This is a genomic window from Ferrimicrobium sp., assembly GCA_022690815.1.
GTDB lineage: Bacteria > Actinomycetota > Acidimicrobiia > Acidimicrobiales > Acidimicrobiaceae > Ferrimicrobium.
This window is the reverse complement of sequence record JALCZJ010000005.1, coordinates 1-16,955: the sequence shown is the minus strand read 5'-3', so window position 1 is coordinate 16,955 and position 16,955 is coordinate 1. Positions and strand designations below refer to the sequence as shown.

Annotated in this window: 12 protein-coding genes and 1 tRNA gene; 7 read left to right on the top strand and 6 right to left on the bottom strand. The window is 57.3% G+C overall.

Translation table 11 applies throughout. The annotated features are described in order from the left end of the window. Positions 1-16: 16 nt before the first annotated feature. Genes pgi through tal form a run of 3 tightly spaced genes read left to right on the top strand, consistent with a single transcriptional unit; the run spans position 17 to position 4,733 of the window. Positions 17-1,672 carry a glucose-6-phosphate isomerase gene (gene pgi / locus MP439_02445; GenBank protein ID MCI2974918.1) on the top strand — a complete coding sequence of 552 codons (1,656 nt, stop codon included), beginning with the start codon at positions 17-19 and terminating at the stop codon, positions 1,670-1,672. Then, complete coding sequence (gene tkt, locus MP439_02440) at positions 1,669-3,654, top strand: transketolase (protein MCI2974917.1); 1,986 nt, start codon at positions 1,669-1,671, stop codon at positions 3,652-3,654. The genes pgi and tkt overlap by 4 nt, the downstream gene beginning before the upstream one ends. Further along, positions 3,654-4,733, top strand: coding sequence for a transaldolase (tal, locus tag MP439_02435; protein MCI2974916.1), 1,080 nt, complete (start codon positions 3,654-3,656; stop codon positions 4,731-4,733). The genes tkt and tal overlap by 1 nt, the downstream gene beginning before the upstream one ends. Before the next feature lie 128 nt (positions 4,734-4,861). On the opposite strand, the gene MP439_02430 is transcribed toward tal, so the two are convergent. Further along, a complete protein-coding gene (locus tag MP439_02430) occupies positions 4,862-5,587 on the bottom strand; it encodes a peptidase E (GenBank protein ID MCI2974915.1) in 726 nt (241 codons plus the stop codon). Between the two features lie 72 nt (positions 5,588-5,659). Here MP439_02430 and MP439_02425 point away from each other — a divergent pair, with 72 nt between their 5' ends. The 3 genes from MP439_02425 to MP439_02415 all read left to right on the top strand — a co-directional run bounded on the left by MP439_02425 (position 5,660) and on the right by MP439_02415 (position 9,164). Then, complete coding sequence (locus tag MP439_02425; GenBank protein MCI2974914.1) at positions 5,660-6,169, top strand: GNAT family N-acetyltransferase; 510 nt, start codon at positions 5,660-5,662, stop codon at positions 6,167-6,169. A gap of 160 nt (positions 6,170-6,329) precedes the next feature. Continuing rightward, positions 6,330-7,847, top strand: a complete 1,518-nt coding sequence (gene hutH / locus MP439_02420) for a histidine ammonia-lyase (GenBank protein ID MCI2974913.1) — start codon at positions 6,330-6,332, stop codon at positions 7,845-7,847. 378 nt (positions 7,848-8,225) lie between these two features. Further along, positions 8,226-9,164: a DUF4268 domain-containing protein gene (locus tag MP439_02415; protein ID MCI2974912.1), complete on the top strand. Its 939-nt coding sequence runs from the start codon at positions 8,226-8,228 to the stop codon at positions 9,162-9,164. Between the two features lie 455 nt (positions 9,165-9,619). Here MP439_02415 and MP439_02410 read toward each other — a convergent pair. Continuing rightward, a tRNA-Leu gene (locus tag MP439_02410) sits at positions 9,620-9,707 on the bottom strand. Positions 9,708-9,841: 134 nt separating this feature from the next. Here MP439_02410 and MP439_02405 point away from each other — a divergent pair. Further along, positions 9,842-11,881 (top strand): ABC transporter ATP-binding protein, encoded by a 2,040-nt coding sequence (locus MP439_02405; protein ID MCI2974911.1) that lies wholly within the window; start codon positions 9,842-9,844, stop codon positions 11,879-11,881. Between the two features lie 890 nt (positions 11,882-12,771). Here MP439_02405 and MP439_02400 read toward each other — a convergent pair. The 4 genes from MP439_02400 to MP439_02385 form a co-directional block, all read right to left on the bottom strand. After that, positions 12,772-14,334, bottom strand: a complete 1,563-nt coding sequence (locus MP439_02400) for an LCP family protein (protein MCI2974910.1) — start codon at positions 14,332-14,334, stop codon at positions 12,772-12,774. A gap of 85 nt (positions 14,335-14,419) precedes the next feature. Further along, positions 14,420-15,370, bottom strand: coding sequence for an ABC transporter permease (locus MP439_02395; protein MCI2974909.1), 951 nt, complete (start codon positions 15,368-15,370; stop codon positions 14,420-14,422). A 19-nt stretch (positions 15,371-15,389) separates the two neighbouring features. Next, on the bottom strand, positions 15,390-16,334 hold the full coding sequence (locus tag MP439_02390) for an ABC transporter permease (GenBank protein ID MCI2974908.1): 945 nt from the start codon (positions 16,332-16,334) through the stop codon (positions 15,390-15,392). A gap of 116 nt (positions 16,335-16,450) precedes the next feature. Beyond that, on the bottom strand, positions 16,451-16,955 hold a 505-nt coding region (locus MP439_02385; GenBank protein MCI2974907.1), incomplete at its 5' end, for an ABC transporter substrate-binding protein.

The following is a 16,955-nucleotide window of genomic DNA, read 5'->3' as shown; positions in this document are numbered from 1 at the left end:
GATCGGAGGGAAATTCGTGCCGTATCCGGTTGCTGGGGTTTCGCCAAAGCAATTACCCCAATGGAGCGCGCTCACTGAACACGCTGCAACGATCAAGCGCACCGATTTGCGCCAACTCTTTGCCCAAGATAATCGACGACTTAGCTGGGCTAGCGCCGAGGTTGGTCCACTGTATCTGGACTTTTCCAAACAGCTCATTACCACGGAGACCCTCGCGCGGCTGATAGCCCTTGCTGAGGCCCGTTTCCTTCCAGAGGCTATCAAGGCAATGCTGCGAGGAGATCATATCAACGTCTCCGAGGATCGAGCAGTTCTGCATACGGCCCTGCGCCACGGTGCCCAGATCACGGCACCGATCGACGGTATTGATGTGGACCGCGAGGTCGAGGATGTCCTCCAGCGGATGGAGGCCTTCGCCCGCTCGATCCGTTCTAACGTACGGGTTGGCGCGACCGGCAAGCCCTTCACCTCCGTCGTCAATATCGGTATCGGAGGGTCAGATCTTGGCCCTGAGATGGTTACGGTCGCCTTGTACGACTTCGCTGACAAGTCCCGATCGACATATTTTGTCTCGAACATCGACCCTGTCGCCATCGCGTCTATCTTCGAACGCAATGACCCTGAGACCACATTATTCGTGGTCGTGTCGAAGACCTTTGGCACGCTCGAAACATTAACCAATGCCAAGGCCGCTCGCCAATGGATCTCTCAAGCCCTCAGCGACCACCCGGATGCCATCGAAAAGCATTTCGTGGCCGTCTCTACCAACGAGGCTGGGGTGCGCGAGTTCGGCATCGATCCTCAGAATATGTTCGGATTCTGGGATTTTATCGGTGGCCGGTACTCGGTGGATTCCGCGGTAGGACTTTCGATCATGTTGGCCATTGGGCCAGAACGGTTCCGATCGTTCCTTCATGGCTTCGCCACGGTTGACGAACACTTCCGTCAAGCGCCATTCGCCAAGAATGCTCCTGTCATCATGGGCCTCTTGTCGGTTTGGTATCGAAACTTTTTTGGGGCCCAATCGCAAGCAGTTTTGCCCTATAGCGAGCGACTCGCGAGGTTCCCTGCCTATCTCCAACAACTCACCATGGAATCCAACGGCAAGTCGGTGCGCATCGATGGTACCACCGTCGACTATGGTACGGGTGCTATTTATTGGGGTGAGCCCGGTACCGACGGTCAACACGCCTTCTATCAGCTGCTGCATCAAGGCACGCTCCTTGTGCCGGCAGATTTCATTCTCTTTGGAGAGCCGCTTGGAGGCCCAGACGCACAACAAGACATGTTGTTTGCCAATGGACTGGCCCAGACACGGGCGCTTGCGTTCGGACGCAACGATGCCGAGCTCGAAGCCCTTGGTGTTCCGCTCAAGCAGCGTGCATCACGGCGCATGCCCGGGAATCGTCCAACTACCACGATCCTTGCTCAACGCCTCACACCAGAGGTGCTCGGTGCGCTCATCGCCCTCTACGAGCACAGCGTGTTCACCCAAGGGGTGATTTGGGGGATCGACTCCTTCGACCAATGGGGTGTTGAACTCGGCAAGGAGTTGGCCTCGGAGCTGGTGCCGATGCTCGGCGCCCCAGAGTCCCCAGCGCTGGACACCGTCGATGCCTCCACCGCTGACTTGGTCTTGCGTTACCGACATATGAGAGGACGACCTACATGAGTGAGCAGAAGAACGATTTTGGTGGCCTACGAAGTCCGGACGTCTACGACGTCGCATCCAATGCGCTGCGATTTCTCGCCGTTGATGCCGTGGAGCTGGCGAATTCGGGCCACCCGGGGACGCCGCTGGCGATGGCCCCCGTCATCTACCGGCTCTTCACGCGGTTTCTGCGGCATGACCCCAGCCGTCCGGATTGGGCGGACCGTGACCGCTTCGTCCTCTCCGGAGGGCATGCTTCGATGCTGCTCTATGGAGCACTGCACCTCAATGGCTACGATCTGACGCTCGAGGATCTGCAGCGATTTCGACGGTATCCGTCACGATGCCCTGGTCACCCCGAGCGTGGGATGACCCCCGGTGTCGAGGTCACCACTGGTCCACTCGGACAAGGAGTGGCCAACGCGGTAGGGCTGGCGCTCGCTGAGCGAATGGCGGCCGAGCAATTTAACGTCGAAGGAGCCACCGTCGTCGATCATCGCACTTGGGTGCTTTGTGGAGATGGGGACATGATGGAGGGGATCGCCTCTGAGGCCTCCTCGCTGGCGGGCCATCTGAGGCTGGAGAAGCTGACGGTCCTCTACGACTCCAACCTCGTTACCCTCGATGGGCCCAGTGCGCTCTCGTTTGACGAAGAGGTTGCAACGCGGTACCTGGCCTATGGCTTTCGGGTTTTGAGGATTACCGATGTTGATGACTTTGCTCAAGTCGATGCCGTGTTGGCAGAGGCCACCAAGACCCGGGGACAACCGACCTTGGTGATCATGAACTCGCACATCGGGATGGGTAGCCCGTATCATGACGATCATCGTGCCCATGGGGCAGCGTTGGGTGCTGAAGCCGTACTGGCGACGCGTGAGCAGCTCAAGTGGCCCCACGCCCCATTCGTTGTGCCTAGCGAGGCCTACGCCGCATGGCGTCCGGATCGTGACTCCGGGTACGCCGCGTGGGAGGCCACCTGTCAGTTGGCTTCGTCACGCGACCCGGTTAGGTTCAAGGAGTTTGCGCGACGGGTTCTCGATGGAAAGCTTGGCCAGGGATCATTTGCGTTGCCTGACTTCTCTGATCAAACGACGGTCTCAACCCGAGTGGCGCTCGGTGCAGCCCTGCGTGCTGGCGCGGAACACTTCCCTGAGATCGTCGGTGGAGCTGCCGACGTCGAGAGCTCGACAGAGACCAAGCTTGCTGGAGAGGTGATGTGGCCCAGCTACGCAGGTCGCGATATCTATTTTGGGATCCGCGAACACGCGATGGCCGCCATCACGAATGGTATTGCGGCCCACGGTGGGTTCCTGCCATTTGCAAGCACGTTCTTCGTGTTTTCTGACTACCTGAAGCCCGCCTTGCGACTTTCCGCGATTATGGAGCTGCAGACGATGTTCATCTTCACGCATGATTCCATCGCACTCGGCGAGGACGGCACCACGCATCAACCGGTTGAGCAGCTGGCTGGTTTGCGGGCTATGCCGGGCATCGTGGTATTGCGGCCAGCAGATGCGAACGAGACCGCGGCCTGTGTCGCCTTCGGTATCGGACGTTCGGAGGGTCCGACCGTGCTCGTGCTGTCACGGCAGGGCCTACCGGTGTTGCCGGTGGCAGCCAAGATCGATCAAAAATCCCTCGGCGGGTACCGACTTCGCGGCGGTAACGATGTTACCTTGGTTGCGACCGGCTCCGAGGTGAGCCTCGCCCTCGATGCGGCTGATGTCCTCGCCCAAGGTGGGGTTGAGGCCGCCGTCGTCTCGGTCCCATCGCTTGAGTTACTGCGTCAGAGGCCAGACGCCGAACGTACGGAGCTCCTGGGCCACGCACCGAAGATCGCCATCGAGGCTGCGTCGCCGTTTGGCTGGTACGAATTCGTTGATTCGGTTATCGGAATGCGTACCTTTGGTGCCTCCGGCCGCAAAGATGAGGTGCTTGAGGCCTTTGGGTTCAGCACCGACGAGGTCGTTGAGACCATCAAAACCATCATTGGAGGTAAATAATGCATGGAGTACGTTCGCTCGCAAAGCTCGGGCAAAGTGTCTGGTTGGACTCGATTTCACGGCAGTTGATCGATTCGGGTACGTTAGCTCACTATGTGCATGATGTCGGCATCACCGGTCTCACGTCGAACCCATCTATTTTGGCCCATGCGATTGGCCATTCGAATGATTACGATGGGGCGCTTGATCGTTTTGTGGCCAAGGGCGTGCACGAGGCCGAGGACATGATCTACGAGCTGGCGATCGTCGACCTCACGGACGCAGCGAACCTGCTACGAGAGGCTTGGGAGCGAAGCGGTCATCGAGATGGCTTTGTATCCATCGAGGTACCTCCAGAGTATGCCAACTCGGTTCCTGAGACCATGTCCTGGGCCCGTCGATTGCGTGCGCGCTTCGATCTCGAGAATGTGCTCATCAAGGTGCCGGGCACCGAGGCTGGATGCCAAGCGATTCGGGATCTTATCGCCGATGGCATCGGTGTCAACGTGACCCTGCTTTTTGGCCTTAAGCATTATGTTGCTGCGGCGACGGCTTTTCTTGACGGTCTCGAACTTCGCCAACGCGCTGGCTTGGATTTGGATGTTCCCTCAGTTGCCTCGGTCTTCGTCTCTCGTTGGGATTCCGCTGCCAACCCGAAGCTGCCGCCCCAGCTGCAACAACAGACCGGCTTGGCCGTCATGCAATCAATCTGGGCAGCCCATCAACAGATACTTGCGACCGACCGTTGTCAGGATCTCTGCAACGGTGCCGATCGGATGCAGCGCGTGTTATGGGCCTCCACCTCGACCAAGGACCCCGCCTTCTCGGACACGTTCTACGTGTCTGCCTTAGCTGCGCCTGGAACGGTGAACACCATGCCAGAGACGACGCTGCTGGCTTTTGACGATCACGGCGAGATTTCTTCGGTGCTTGATGACGCGCTTGCTAAGTCAGAGGCGACGATTGCCCGCCTTGAAGAGGCGGGGCTCGATATCGAGCAGCTCGCTGATGAGCTTCAGGTCAACGGAGCTCAGAGCTTTACCGCTGACTGGAATACGTTGGTCGACTCAGTAGGGCGTAAACTCAAGGGCACCGCCTAAGCGGACGGTGCCAGGATGGTATCTGAGGCGTGGTTGCGTAACAACAGCGGCCAGGTACCAAACTCTTGCCTCGTGATAGCGCCATGAGTCTCGATTAGGACAAGGTCGGCGGGTTGTCGTTGCGAACCTTAGGCTTGGAGGAGGCGTGTGGCGAGAGGCTCTTCTTGAACGCTATCTCCGTCGAGTCGCACTGAGTAGGCCTGCTTGCCCGGGATCTCGGCCACTGCTTCGACAAGTTGGGTACCGTGAAAGACAAGGCCAGTGCCGTCCTCGGTGGCGTAGCCGTCGGGTAACACACGCTCGGCGATCAGCCGCTGAAACAGCGGTCGCCGACGCTCTTCGGAGTCATAGTGGACGCCATTGGAGTAGGGAAGCAGGCCGAGCCCGTTGGTGACCGGGGAGAGCCGAGGGGTGAAGGAGTCGGTCGTGCCTCCGCTATGCCAGCAGAGCGAACCCGCTGAGACACCCGCAAGGACGATTCCTTGGTGCCATGCTTGCGTCAGGACATCGTCGAGACCGTGCAAGCGCCAGAGCGCCAACAAGTTGGCTACGCTTCCTCCTCCGACCCAAACCACATCGTGATCGAGTACCCAAGCCAGGGGGTCATCGACGTTTGGCATTGGATAGAGTTTCAGCAGATCAACTGGGACCCCAGCGGCTCGCCCGGCCTCGATCATCCGAGCTGCGATAGCGGAATCGTCTCCCATGGCGGTACCGACGTAGAGCAACTTGGGTTTGCTGGCACCACTGAGTGCCAGTGCATACTTGAGCAAGGGGGCGAACGCCATCTCCGTGCGTCCACCACGCATGAGCCCACCAGAGGTGGCAAGGATCGTTGGTTCTTGGGTTGACATAGCTCTAGTGTAGGTAGCAAAGGGTGTAGGTCCCGCGGGCATACACACGTTCTAAGACGCAAGGAGGTCGTGATGGATACGCTGATGGTTCGACAGCTTCGACAAGCGGAGGCCCCACAAGCGAGTGCCGTATTGTTGGCGGCGTATCGCCAGATCTATCCCGAAGGAGAGTCGAGCGAAGAGGGTTATCTGCATTACGTCGCAGACGTTGGTGCTCGGCTTTCGCAGGTGCCAGTCCTTGGTTGCTTCCTGGGCGAGCGGCTTATTGGTTCAGTGACGCTCGTGCTTGATGAAGCATCCGAATACGCGGAGGGGCTCCAAGTTGGCGAGGCCGGCATTCGGATGCTTGGCGTTGATCCCAAGGTACAGCGTCATGGAGCGGGTCGAGCGCTGGTCACAGCCTGTCTCGATCAAGCCAGAGCTAACCAGAAGCATGCGGTATCACTACATACGAATGTACAGATGGTCCAGGCTCAGCGGCTGTATGAACGAATGGGTTTCGTTCGGGTTCCCGAGCGAGATCTCACATTACCACAGGTCAAGCTCCTTGGATATCGGCGCAGCTTGGATGGCAAAGAATAGGCATTCGATGCTACCCTGATCACAAAGAGACGAACGACGTGGGTAAGCCTGTGCGGCCATCACTCCTTTGGCTGCCTGGTCATCGGGGTCGATAACAACCGCACATCCATCAGATTTCATGCAAGCACTACAGCCTCGCCACAGAACGAAGGGATCACCAATGGAGATTGAACCAGGTTCGCTCACCTACGAGCAGCTGTTGATGGTCAGGGATGGAGTTAATAAACTCACCCTGCCAACCCGATCATGGGATACCATCAGGACCTCCGCGGCCACCGTAGCTACCATCGCTGAGGCCACCGATCCGGCCTATGGGATCAACACTGGGTTTGGCCGTTTGGCCAATACGCAGATTCCCCCGTCCGAGTTGTTGCTGTTGCAACGTAACCTCGTCCTATCGCACGCTGTTGGTGTCGGCGAGCCCCTGGGGGATGCGGTGGTGCGCATGGTGCTGCTACTCAAGATTGCAAGTCTGGCCCAAGGGTATTCAGGCGTGACACCCGAGGTTTTCGAGGCCCTCATCGACCTGCTCACCCACGATGTCTTGCCCATTATTCCGTCCCAGGGTTCGGTGGGTGCATCGGGGGATCTCGCCCCGCTGGCGCACCTCGCGGCCGTCCTCCTCGGCATCGGCGAGGTTCGAGTACGCGGATCACGCATGCCTGCGTCAGAGGCTCTTTCGCTCCTCGGGCGTTCACCGATCACCCTCCAGCCGAAGGAGGGTTTAGCCCTCCTCAATGGAACGCAGGTCTCCACCGCATTGGCCATCGAAGGACTCTTGGCCATCGATCGCGTGGCCAGAGCCGCAGTGGTAACCGGGGCATTGAGTGTCGATGCCGCAGCGGGGTCGGTCGTCCCCTTCGATCCTAGGATCCAGGCGGTGCGTGGTCATCATCTCCAGGCAGTGGTTGCGGCTGCCTACCGTACCCTGCTTGAAGGCTCTGGTATCACCCAGTGGCACCAGGACTGTGAGAAAGTCCAAGATCCGTACAGCTTGCGTTGCCAACCGCAGGTGATGGGTCCGGTCTTTGACACACTGCAGTGGTGCGGGGGAACGTTGTTGACCGAAGCTAACGGCGTTTCTGACAATCCACTGGTTTTTACTGGAACCCAAGAGGTGCTCTCTGGCGGTAATTTCCACGCCGAGCCCGTCGCTATGGCAAGTGATTTTCTTGCCATCGCCGCTAGCGAAGTAGGGGGTATCGCAGAACGCCGTATTGCACTTCTGATCGATGCAACGCTGAGCGGCTTACCGCCATTTCTTGTCAAGAATGGGGGAGTCAATTCTGGCTTCATGATCGCGCATGTGAGCGCTGCTGCGCTCGCCTCTGAAAACAAGAGCCTTGCGCATCCGGCATCGGTTGATTCGCTTCCGACGTCTGCTAATCAGGAGGATCACGTCTCAATGGCGACCTTCGCTGCACGGCGTCTAGGGCCATTGGCGCGTAACGTTGCCACGATCGTCGGTATCGAACTCCTCGCTGCCGTACAGGGCATCGAGCTAAGAGCCCCGGTCGAGACCAGCCCTCAACTCCAGCAGGTGATTGGCCGGTTGCGCGAGGTCGTCCCTCACTATGACGTCGACCACTTCATGGCGCCCGATATCGAAGCTGCAACCGAACTGGTGGCCAGCGGCGAGATTGGAGCTTTCGCCCCGTTGCCATCGCTCGCCCAATGACACTGGTCGGGTCGTGACTCTACCCTCCAAACTAAGGACCGTTGGGGAGTGTCGATGGTCCCGTTCCAATCGAGCAGAGCATGGAGTTGGCAAATGGCGTTCCGCGCTTCACCCTTAAATCGGTGTCAACGCATCGAGGTGTTGCGTTGAATGGTACTTCACTATATGTGGGTATGCAAGCACTAAAAGTGATTGTAATTGGACTCGTACGGGCGAGCGAAAGCGACATGCCTTGTTCTTCGGGACTTTCCTTGGCAAGAGCGCAAGCACTTCTGGCGCGGTCGGCTATCGTTGTGCGAAGGAGTCAAGTGTCCTGCCCCAGCGGCTGGTGACATGGGACGAGCATAGGGTCCAAAAGACGTACCAAGGAGGGTGATCGTGGCGGAGCAGGTCATCGGCAGGCCGATGAGGGTTTCGGCTCGGGAGATCTGGCTCGGTGGCACCCATGAGCTCATCGACTGGTTTACCCGCCACCCGGATGCGCTCAATGATGCGCTTGATTGCTCCATCACCACACTGGTGCGTCCGGTGAACGCTGGCCCGCGGTCCGCCGATCTCATTGGAGAGGACTCCGAGGGCGGCATCGTCGTAGTCGAGATATGCCTCACAAAGAGCAATAACGCAGGTCTTGGGCGACTGCTCACATACTCAAGCGCGTTGGGCGCAACAACCGTCATCTGGGTTGCGGAAGAGTTTAGCGCCGAACACATCGGTGCGGTGGCATGGCTCAATCGCTGCTCGATGACACGGTTTTTCCTCCTCCAGGTTCATGGTCTGCGGGGTATCGATGGTACGGTATCGCATCTGGTCAATCGAATCCTCGGTCCATCGCGATTGATTCGCATCGCCGAGTTTGAGCGCCGGACCCTGGTAGATCGCAGTGAAGAGCGCCGAAGGTTCTTTGCTCTCCTCGCTGGACATGAGAGCGCACCAGTGATGGTGCCCGCGGTCCGCGGTGCCACTTCTGTCATCCATCGATTGACTCGTCTGGCGGGAGTGACCTACAACTTCGTTGTTGAGCCACTTGAGAGTGGCGTTGAGATTCGTATTGCTGGTCCAGGAGACCGCCAGGCTGAGGCCAATCACATCTTCAACTCGTTACTGGCGCTCAGAGAGGATCTGGAGCAGGCGATTGCACCTGATCCATTGTTGTGGGAGTCGTTGGGTTCGGGACACTTTCGGATTGCCCTGATGATACCGGGGGGGTTCGAATCCCCGGAGGCCCAATGGGACGAGATCCACGTGCATCTGGTGGAATCGATGACGCGACTCCGGCAGGCCTTTAAACGATACTTGCATAATTTGGCACGTCAGTAGACTGCGGACCCGCGAGGTCTCCTCGGGGTGACTCGAAGATGACCTCCAAATTAGCTATGACCCGTGCCTCCAAAGACCAGGATTGTCATATGGACTGAAGCGATGGCGAGTGGCTTTGAGGCCGTGTGGCCCATGGTTTGAGTGCAACATCCAGCTGGGTACCAGCGCAACATGAACAACGGCCACCAGCTACAAACAATACAAGAAACATAGGTCGAGCCAGCTCACAGGATGACCTGGGTGAGCATTCGCACGACCGCTGTTAGTGGACTATCGAGCGCTGCGCAATCAATTGGCTATCACGCCGGGAGGTAGAACCCAGTCTCGCCTGGTATACATGGAGCCCTTGTTGTAATAGCGTCCTCCGGATGCCATGGTCTTTGTGGGGGCATAGTTTGTGTGCTGTGTCGACCCAAAGCTGTATGAACTGTATGTGGTATCGGTCGAAACCCTTTTGGTGTCGGAGGCGGGACTTGAACCCGCACGACCTTATCGGTCACTAGGCCCTCAACCTAGCGCGTCTACCTATTCCGCCACTCCGACGTGCGAGAATCTATACTACCCACTGCACAACCTGAGTGCTGACGCAGAGAGGAAGTTTTCCTCACCCAAGGCAGCTTCGCCTATGCGCCGACCGGATAACATACTATGAGGCCATTCACGTAAGGGGAACGCACGTGCCACTCTTAGAGATCAACGATCTGCACACTAACATCCGACTTCGCAAGGGTGAGGTGCGGGCGGTCGACGGTGTGAGTTTTGAGGTCAATGTTGGTCAGACCGTTGGGATCGTTGGCGAGTCAGGATCCGGTAAGACCATGACGGGGATGTCAATCCTCGGCCTTCTACCCACCGGGGGTTACATAGCTCAAGGGCAGATCCTGTTTGACGGGGTAGATCTAGCCAAACTGTCGCAGGCACAAATGCGAAAATACCGCGGCAACGATATCGCTATGGTTTTTCAGGACCCCATGACCTCATTGAATCCGGTGCTAACCATCGGCGATCAGATTGGTGAAACCGCTCGTTTACACCTGGGCATGAACAAGACTGATGCTGAGGCAAGAGCTATTGAAGTGCTTAACTTGGTCGGCATGCCGAACCCGAAGGAGCGGCTAACCTACTTCCCTCATCAGCTCTCGGGTGGTCTCCGCCAGCGCGTGATGATCGCAATGGCACTGACCTGTGATCCCAAGCTTTTGATTCTCGACGAGCCGACGACGGCTCTTGACGTCACGATTCAGGCACAGATCCTCGAACTGCTTGAGGACCTTAAGGAACGTCTCTCCATGGCGATGATCTTGGTGACCCATGATATGGGCGTCATCGCCGGCCGAGCCGATGAAGTTGTCGTGATGTACGCCGGTAAGGTCGCTGAATTTGCGACCTCCAAGGAGCTCTTCCGCAACCCATCGCACCCCTATACCGAAGCCCTCTTGGCCTCGATCCCTCCTCTCGAAGGAGCGATTCCGGAGCGTCTCTATTCTATCCCTGGGCTGCCGCCCGATTTGAGCACCGACCTAGTGGGATGCCGCTTTGCACCGAGATGCCGTTATGTCCAGGATCGGTGCCGGATCGAAGAGCCGCCGTATGAAACTCCCGATGGCTACTCACACCCATTTACCTGTTTCTACCCAGTGAGTGCCCCTGACCGTGTGCCCGTGAGCGTCACGCGTCGAGCGCAGGCAGGATCTAAGACTGGGCTTGAGCCAGTTATCGAGCTCGATCATGTGGTCAAAGAGTATCCAGTCACCAAAGGTGCGTTGGTTCAGCGCAAGATCGGTACCGTCAAGGCTGTTACCGACGTCTCCTTCACGATCTATCGTGGCGAGACGTTTGGAATCGTTGGTGAATCCGGTTGCGGCAAAACGACTACTGGGTCGATGATCGTCGGCCTCGAAGGTGTAACCGCTGGTGATATCCGCTTCAAAGGCAAGTCAATCATCGAACATCATGGCGCATACCTAAAGTCAGTTCGCCAGGACTTACAGTTCATGTTCCAGGACCCATACGCATCACTTGATCCTCGTATGCGGGTGAGGGAAATCCTCGCTGAACCATTGTCGATCCATCGCGTAGGGAACCAGCGCGAGCGTAATGCGACGGTGGCACGGCTGCTTCGAGAGGTCGGACTCTCGCCGTCAGCGGCTGACCGTTACCCACATGAGTTCTCTGGCGGTCAACGGCAGCGTATTGGTCTTGCTCGAGCCCTGGCGCTACAACCTGAGGTCATTGTTGCTGACGAGCCTGTCTCCGCCTTGGATGTCTCCATTCGCTCCCAAGTGCTCAATCTGATGAAGGATCTCCAAAAGCAACACGATTTGACTTACATCATCATCTCACACGACTTGTCGGTGGTCCGGTTCATGGCTGATCGAATCGCTGTTATGTATCTTGGAAAGTTGGTGGAATTGGGAACGGAGGCCGACATCTTTCAGCGGGCAAAGCATCCTTACACCCACATGTTGCTCGATGCCGTCCCAGAGGCGAACCCGGAGACCGAACTTGCTAAAGAACACGGTACCGTTCGTGGTGAGATCCCTTCGGCGATCACGCCACCATCTGGCTGTAGATTTAGGACGCGATGTGCGTACGCACAAGCCCGTTGTGCCGAGGAGCAGCCAGAGTATACCCAATACGGCGATGAGCACTACGCTGCCTGCTTTTTCCCGATGGCGCAGGCGCCACGCTTTGCCGAGGTAGAAGCCGCTGGCTAGCCTGCATGTGGGCAGCTGCGCACAGCGCGCGCCTAGAGTCATCATACGGGGGTCCGGTCAGCGAACTTGACAGAGATGGTGTCCTGGTCGACGCTACAGGGCGTTCGTCCGCATTTGCTCAATCCCACTGAACATTCTGTGTGGCGTTGGGTGATGGATGATTGCCGTTGTTGCAGCGACGGTTGGGTAGTGTACTCAAAGTTCGTAGCCATCGCATCCTTTGACAGCCGCTAAAGCCGCAGGTGCGCTGCCTTCCTAGTGGGCGGTGGCTGGGGTACGCAGCAACCACCATACGCAGGGATCGGATGGCTGTTGCTGTGCCCAACGCCTTCGTAGTCTGAACAGGTAGGGCTCGGCTATCAAACCGTCGGCACCGCTGCGGAGGAAGCCTTCCAACAAAGACAGCGGATGCGATTTTTCCTCGAGTTCGCTTGTGGTCTCCGGTATGCCGGTGACGGGAGACGTTGTTGGTGGTGAGCGACGCTATGGTGATACTGCGAGGCTTGCTGCTTAGGGCTAAGCACTTGTCCCAGGTGATCTATCGGTTCTCCTTCGATTGCATCGATGCTCAGCGAAGCTAAAATCTAACATCTACCTATGGGTGGCTGCTTCTGTTGCGATACAAAGAGACGGTCTGCGAGGTGAAGGAGAGCGCCATGACTATGCTTCGGGCAACCTCGACGTGCGACGTACCGTGGTACTCCAGCTGTGTTGAAGTCCAATGAACTCGCAGTGGAAGCGCCCATCTGAAGCCAAGGCTCTTTCACCACGGCCGCTCCAGCCTCCGTTAACGGGCCCAGCCATGTATGATGAGCATCGCCGTCGCGTACTGACTGCTCCGGGAATCTCATGCCATTGGAACGGCAGATGCAGTGCAGGTCGGGTAAGCCCTACTTCGTCGGGCAAGCCTTTGGATCCCACCAGCTGATCGGCTCAGAGGAGCGCCAGAGATTGGTGTTGGCAATCTGGCTAACAGTCTGAAGGTTACTCGTCGATGTGGAACTCGAGGAGCTCGTCGATGTGGAACTCGAGGAGCTCGACGACGAAGCCCCCGATGTGCCACTAGGGGGATCGACAGCCACCGTAGAACCGGTTGTGACAACAACATCTGCAGCCTGCGAGCTTGGACCTTGCGCCATGATCGCCTGGCCGGTGAGGGATGACAGCACCTTCTCACCCATCGCGAGATCACCGGGCCGGTAGGAGACTACTGCCTCAGAATCGTTGCCTGCATACGTGGCGTTGCCAGTGCCCTGGATCTGATATCCCAACGCGTGCAAGGCTGAGGCGGTCTGCGCGGCCTCGTTGGTCACACCAGAGCCGTTGAGTACCGATACCGTTACGGAACTCGGCTTGACCGCCTGATAGTCGGTGGCACTGGAGCCGAGGAACTTCGAGATCTGGGCAAGGTCGTTTGGCTGGTAGGGAAGAACGATAGAGCCTGGCGCCTGATAGTTGCTCGGATTCGCGAGATCGTGGAACGTACCGTTGGGGATAATCACCGGGAGCGTCGTAGTGGGGATCGACCCAGGATTGACGTGCGAGTATGTCAGCGCAAGCGAGACGAGGTCGCTCAACGTAAACCCCTGATCGAGTTTGAGCGCCGGAAGGATGGAACCGAGGAGAGCATTGGCGTTCAGCGGATTAGACAGGGCCGATGACTTCACCTGAGACGCCAGTACCCTTAGGAAGATGTGCGTACGCTGGATGCGCCCCAGGTCTCCGGTACCGTCGTATTTCCAGGTACCTGTCGTTGGATCGTAGTAGTAGAGGTGCCGAGCTCGAACGAGCGCGAGGGCCTGGGTGCCATTGAGATGCTGGCATCCTGGTTGGGTGATGTTGAGCCCAGAGTAGTAATCCTTGAGTTTGGTTGGGAAGTCGATGGTAACGCCACCAAGCGTATTGACTACTTTTTCGAATGTGTAGAAATTGAGTTCGACGTAGTGGCTAATGGGGATACCAAGGTCCTGTTGGATGGCCTTGACCAACATGGTTGGTCCAAACTTGAGATGGAGATAGGAGTCTTCAGCAGAGTTCAGGGAATCATCAACCCGCAACTGGAGCCCATGCCCGCCTGGCATTGGCATCCAAAGGTCTCGAGGGATGGAGAGGAGGTACGCCGAGTGGGTCGCCGGGTCGAGATGGAGCACCATCGTTACATCACTCCTGCCGCCCCCAACTTCCGAACAGGTGCCGAAATGGTTGTTCTGCTGCTGATAGAAGCTTGAGTACTTCTTGAGCGTACAGCGACTGTTGTCACCGACTAAGAGTATGTTCTCGGGCTTGCCGCCTGTTGCTTGCGTTGTGAGTCCATCGACGTGAACCCGCCCAATTTGATCGTAGCGATAATGCACGTAGACGTAGCCACCGATCCCCAGAATGAGAACCAAGACTAGAAAGCCAACGAGGGCGGTTACCAGACGACGACGCCGACGCAGCTTCGAAGACTTCACGACCTTCTTTTGATGTTGATGAGTCACAATGCCAACAGGCTACCAGGCGAACTTGCGCGTAGGGCTAGCCAGAGTTCAGTAGTCCTTAACGCCGCTGCAGACGAACTTCGAGGGCATCGCGCACGGCATCACCAATAAAGTTAAACGCCAGAACCGCCAAGACGATAAGGACACCGGCGGGGTAGATAAGCCACCAGTAACCGTCGTAGATATAGCTAACTCCACCAGAAAGCATCGAACCCCAGTCAGCAGCTGGTGGGGCGAGGCCAAAACCGAGAAATCCTAACGTCGCGAGCAGCAGAATCGCGTTGGCAACCGAGAAGGTGGCTTGTACAACGATTACGCCAATGGTGTTGGGAATAATATGGCGGAGGATGGTCCGCAATCTCCCGCCACCCATGATCCGGACCGCACGAACATATTCACGCGTACGCAGACTCAAGGTCTCACCCCGGACCAAACGGGCAGCGGTGAGCCACGACACGGCGGAAATAGTGATGATGAGTAGGAGGACGGTCGGGTGATAGATGGTCTCGAGGTAGAGCAAGATAAAGATGGTCGGAATGGCGAGAAGGACATCGACGATACGCATGAGGACCGTATCGACGACCCCACCGAAGAATCCAGAGATGGCACCCCAGAGGGCTCCAATGATGGTGGAAACGAGCGCCGAAATAATGCCAATGATGAGGCTATCCTGGCCGCCGATCATGAGTCGACCTAAGACATCGCGGCCGCTTGGGTCGGTCCCCAATGGATGACCAGCACCCGGTGGCAGGTTGATGTTGTACGTGGCGACAACCGTATCCGAATGGTAAAACAATGGCCCTACGAAACTGAACAGCAGCAACAATACCAGGAGGGATATGCCGAGAATACCGAGCTTGTTGTCAAAAAAAGTGCGGACGATCAGGCGGGCAGCCGAACCCGACCCGGAGACGTCGCCACCATCTGGGATCGGTCCGCCCGGAGGGTTGGCAAACGGGGCGGCAAACTCGCCCTCAAGTTCTGGATTGAGATCCTCAGTGATGGACATGGATGGATTCCTTCCTGACTCAGTAGCGCACGCGCGGATCAAGGGCCGCGTAGGCGATATCGGCAAGCAAATTACCAAGAACGGTAGCAATGGCAACGATTAAAGTGATCCCTAGCGCCGTTGGGTAGTCCTGGCTGGTTAAAGCCGTGATGTAGTCCGAGCCAATGCCTGGGAAGTTAAACAGCACCTCGGTGATCAGACCCGCAGTAAGCACTGCCGGAAGCGTGAGGCCGATGAGTGTCACAATCGGGATGAGTGAGTTGCGCAACATGTGCTTGAAAAGTACCGCACGCTCGGAGAGGCCCTTCGCCCGTGCGGTACGGATGAAATCCTGTGCAAGGGATTCGATAGCCGAAGAACGCATGAAACGTGAGTATCCAGCGAAGTTTACCAGAGCGAGCGTCGCAATCGGGAGAACGAGGCCGCTGGGCTGTGCCAAGATCTGTCCGACAGTGGAGCCTTGTGGCGCCTCGGCGGGAAATAAGTGGAAGTATTCGGAGAAGAAAAGAATGAGCAGTTCGCCTAGGAAGAACGTCGGCATGGCGTACAAGATAAACGAGACACCAGTGACAACCTGATCACTGGCCTTGTTGCGTCGCACAGCTTGGAAGATGCCGATCGGGACGGCCACGACGATCGAGATCAACAATGCAACGCCAACGAGCAGCAGCGACTTCGGAGCATCGCGACCGATGATCGATCCCACCGATTCGTTTAATTTGTAAGAGCGACCCAGGGAATGGTGCCATACGACCTGCACTAAGTAATGCCATAACTGGATATAAAAGGGCTTGTTGAGATCATTTTGCACAATGAAAGCGTGGACAACAGCAGGGGAGGCATGCACGCCCACGATAGCTCTCGCCGGATCAGGCAGCAGTGACTGCAAGATGAACATGATAACCAGGACACCGAGCACCACGATTATGGACTGAATGATTCGGCGGATGGTGTAACCAACCATGGCTTCCCCTCTAGCGATAGTGAATGGATCGCAAACGATGGCCCTGAGCTGCAGCGTAGTTGCTATCGCTCAGGACCATCATTCACAGTCAGCTTATAGTAATAGGCTAATGGTAGTTACTTAGTGAAGTACCAGTTCTCAGGTGTGAGATTGAGATACGGATTCTGGGTAACGCCATGGAGCTTGCTCGAGATCAACGAGATCGAATAGTCAGCTGATGGCTGATAGATCACCGGCAGGTTCTTGACCATGTAGTTCTGGTAGGCATCGAGAGCCGCCTGTGGGTTAGACGACGTATGGGTCGCCGCGATCAGGGTGTTGGCTTCGGAGCTATTGTAGCTACCGAAGTTCGATCCTGAACCCGTACCGAAGAGCTCACCACCAGACGGATAGTTATCCGGGCTGTACTCCCAGCCACCAGCCCAGTTTTCCATCTCCCACTTACAGGCAGCCTGACTGGGTTTGCACGGTGCAGCATTGCCGATCACCGTATTAAAGGTCGCCGAACTCAGGTTGATGGTGATACCCGCCTGCTTGGCCGCTGACTGATAGGCGTCCATCTCCTGGGTCACCGAGGTGTTCCCCGAGGCGTACTGGAGGTTCAAATTCAGCGCCAAGCCC

Bases quoted from the DNA above. Each gene is read 5' to 3' on its own strand.
- tkt (MCI2974917.1), top strand. From the start codon at position 1,669: ATGAGTGAGCAGAAGAACGATTTTGGTGGCCTACGAAGTCCGGACGTC.
- tal (MCI2974916.1), top strand. From the start codon at position 3,654: ATGCATGGAGTACGTTCGCTCGCAAAGCTCGGGCAAAGTGTCTGGTTG.
- MP439_02430 (MCI2974915.1), bottom strand. From the start codon at position 5,587: ATGTCAACCCAAGAACCAACGATCCTTGCCACCTCTGGTGGGCTCATG.
- MP439_02425 (MCI2974914.1), top strand. From the start codon at position 5,660: ATGGATACGCTGATGGTTCGACAGCTTCGACAAGCGGAGGCCCCACAA.
- hutH (MCI2974913.1), top strand. From the start codon at position 6,330: ATGGAGATTGAACCAGGTTCGCTCACCTACGAGCAGCTGTTGATGGTC.
- MP439_02395 (MCI2974909.1), bottom strand. From the start codon at position 15,370: ATGTCCATCACTGAGGATCTCAATCCAGAACTTGAGGGCGAGTTTGCC.
- MP439_02390 (MCI2974908.1), bottom strand. From the start codon at position 16,334: ATGGTTGGTTACACCATCCGCCGAATCATTCAGTCCATAATCGTGGTG.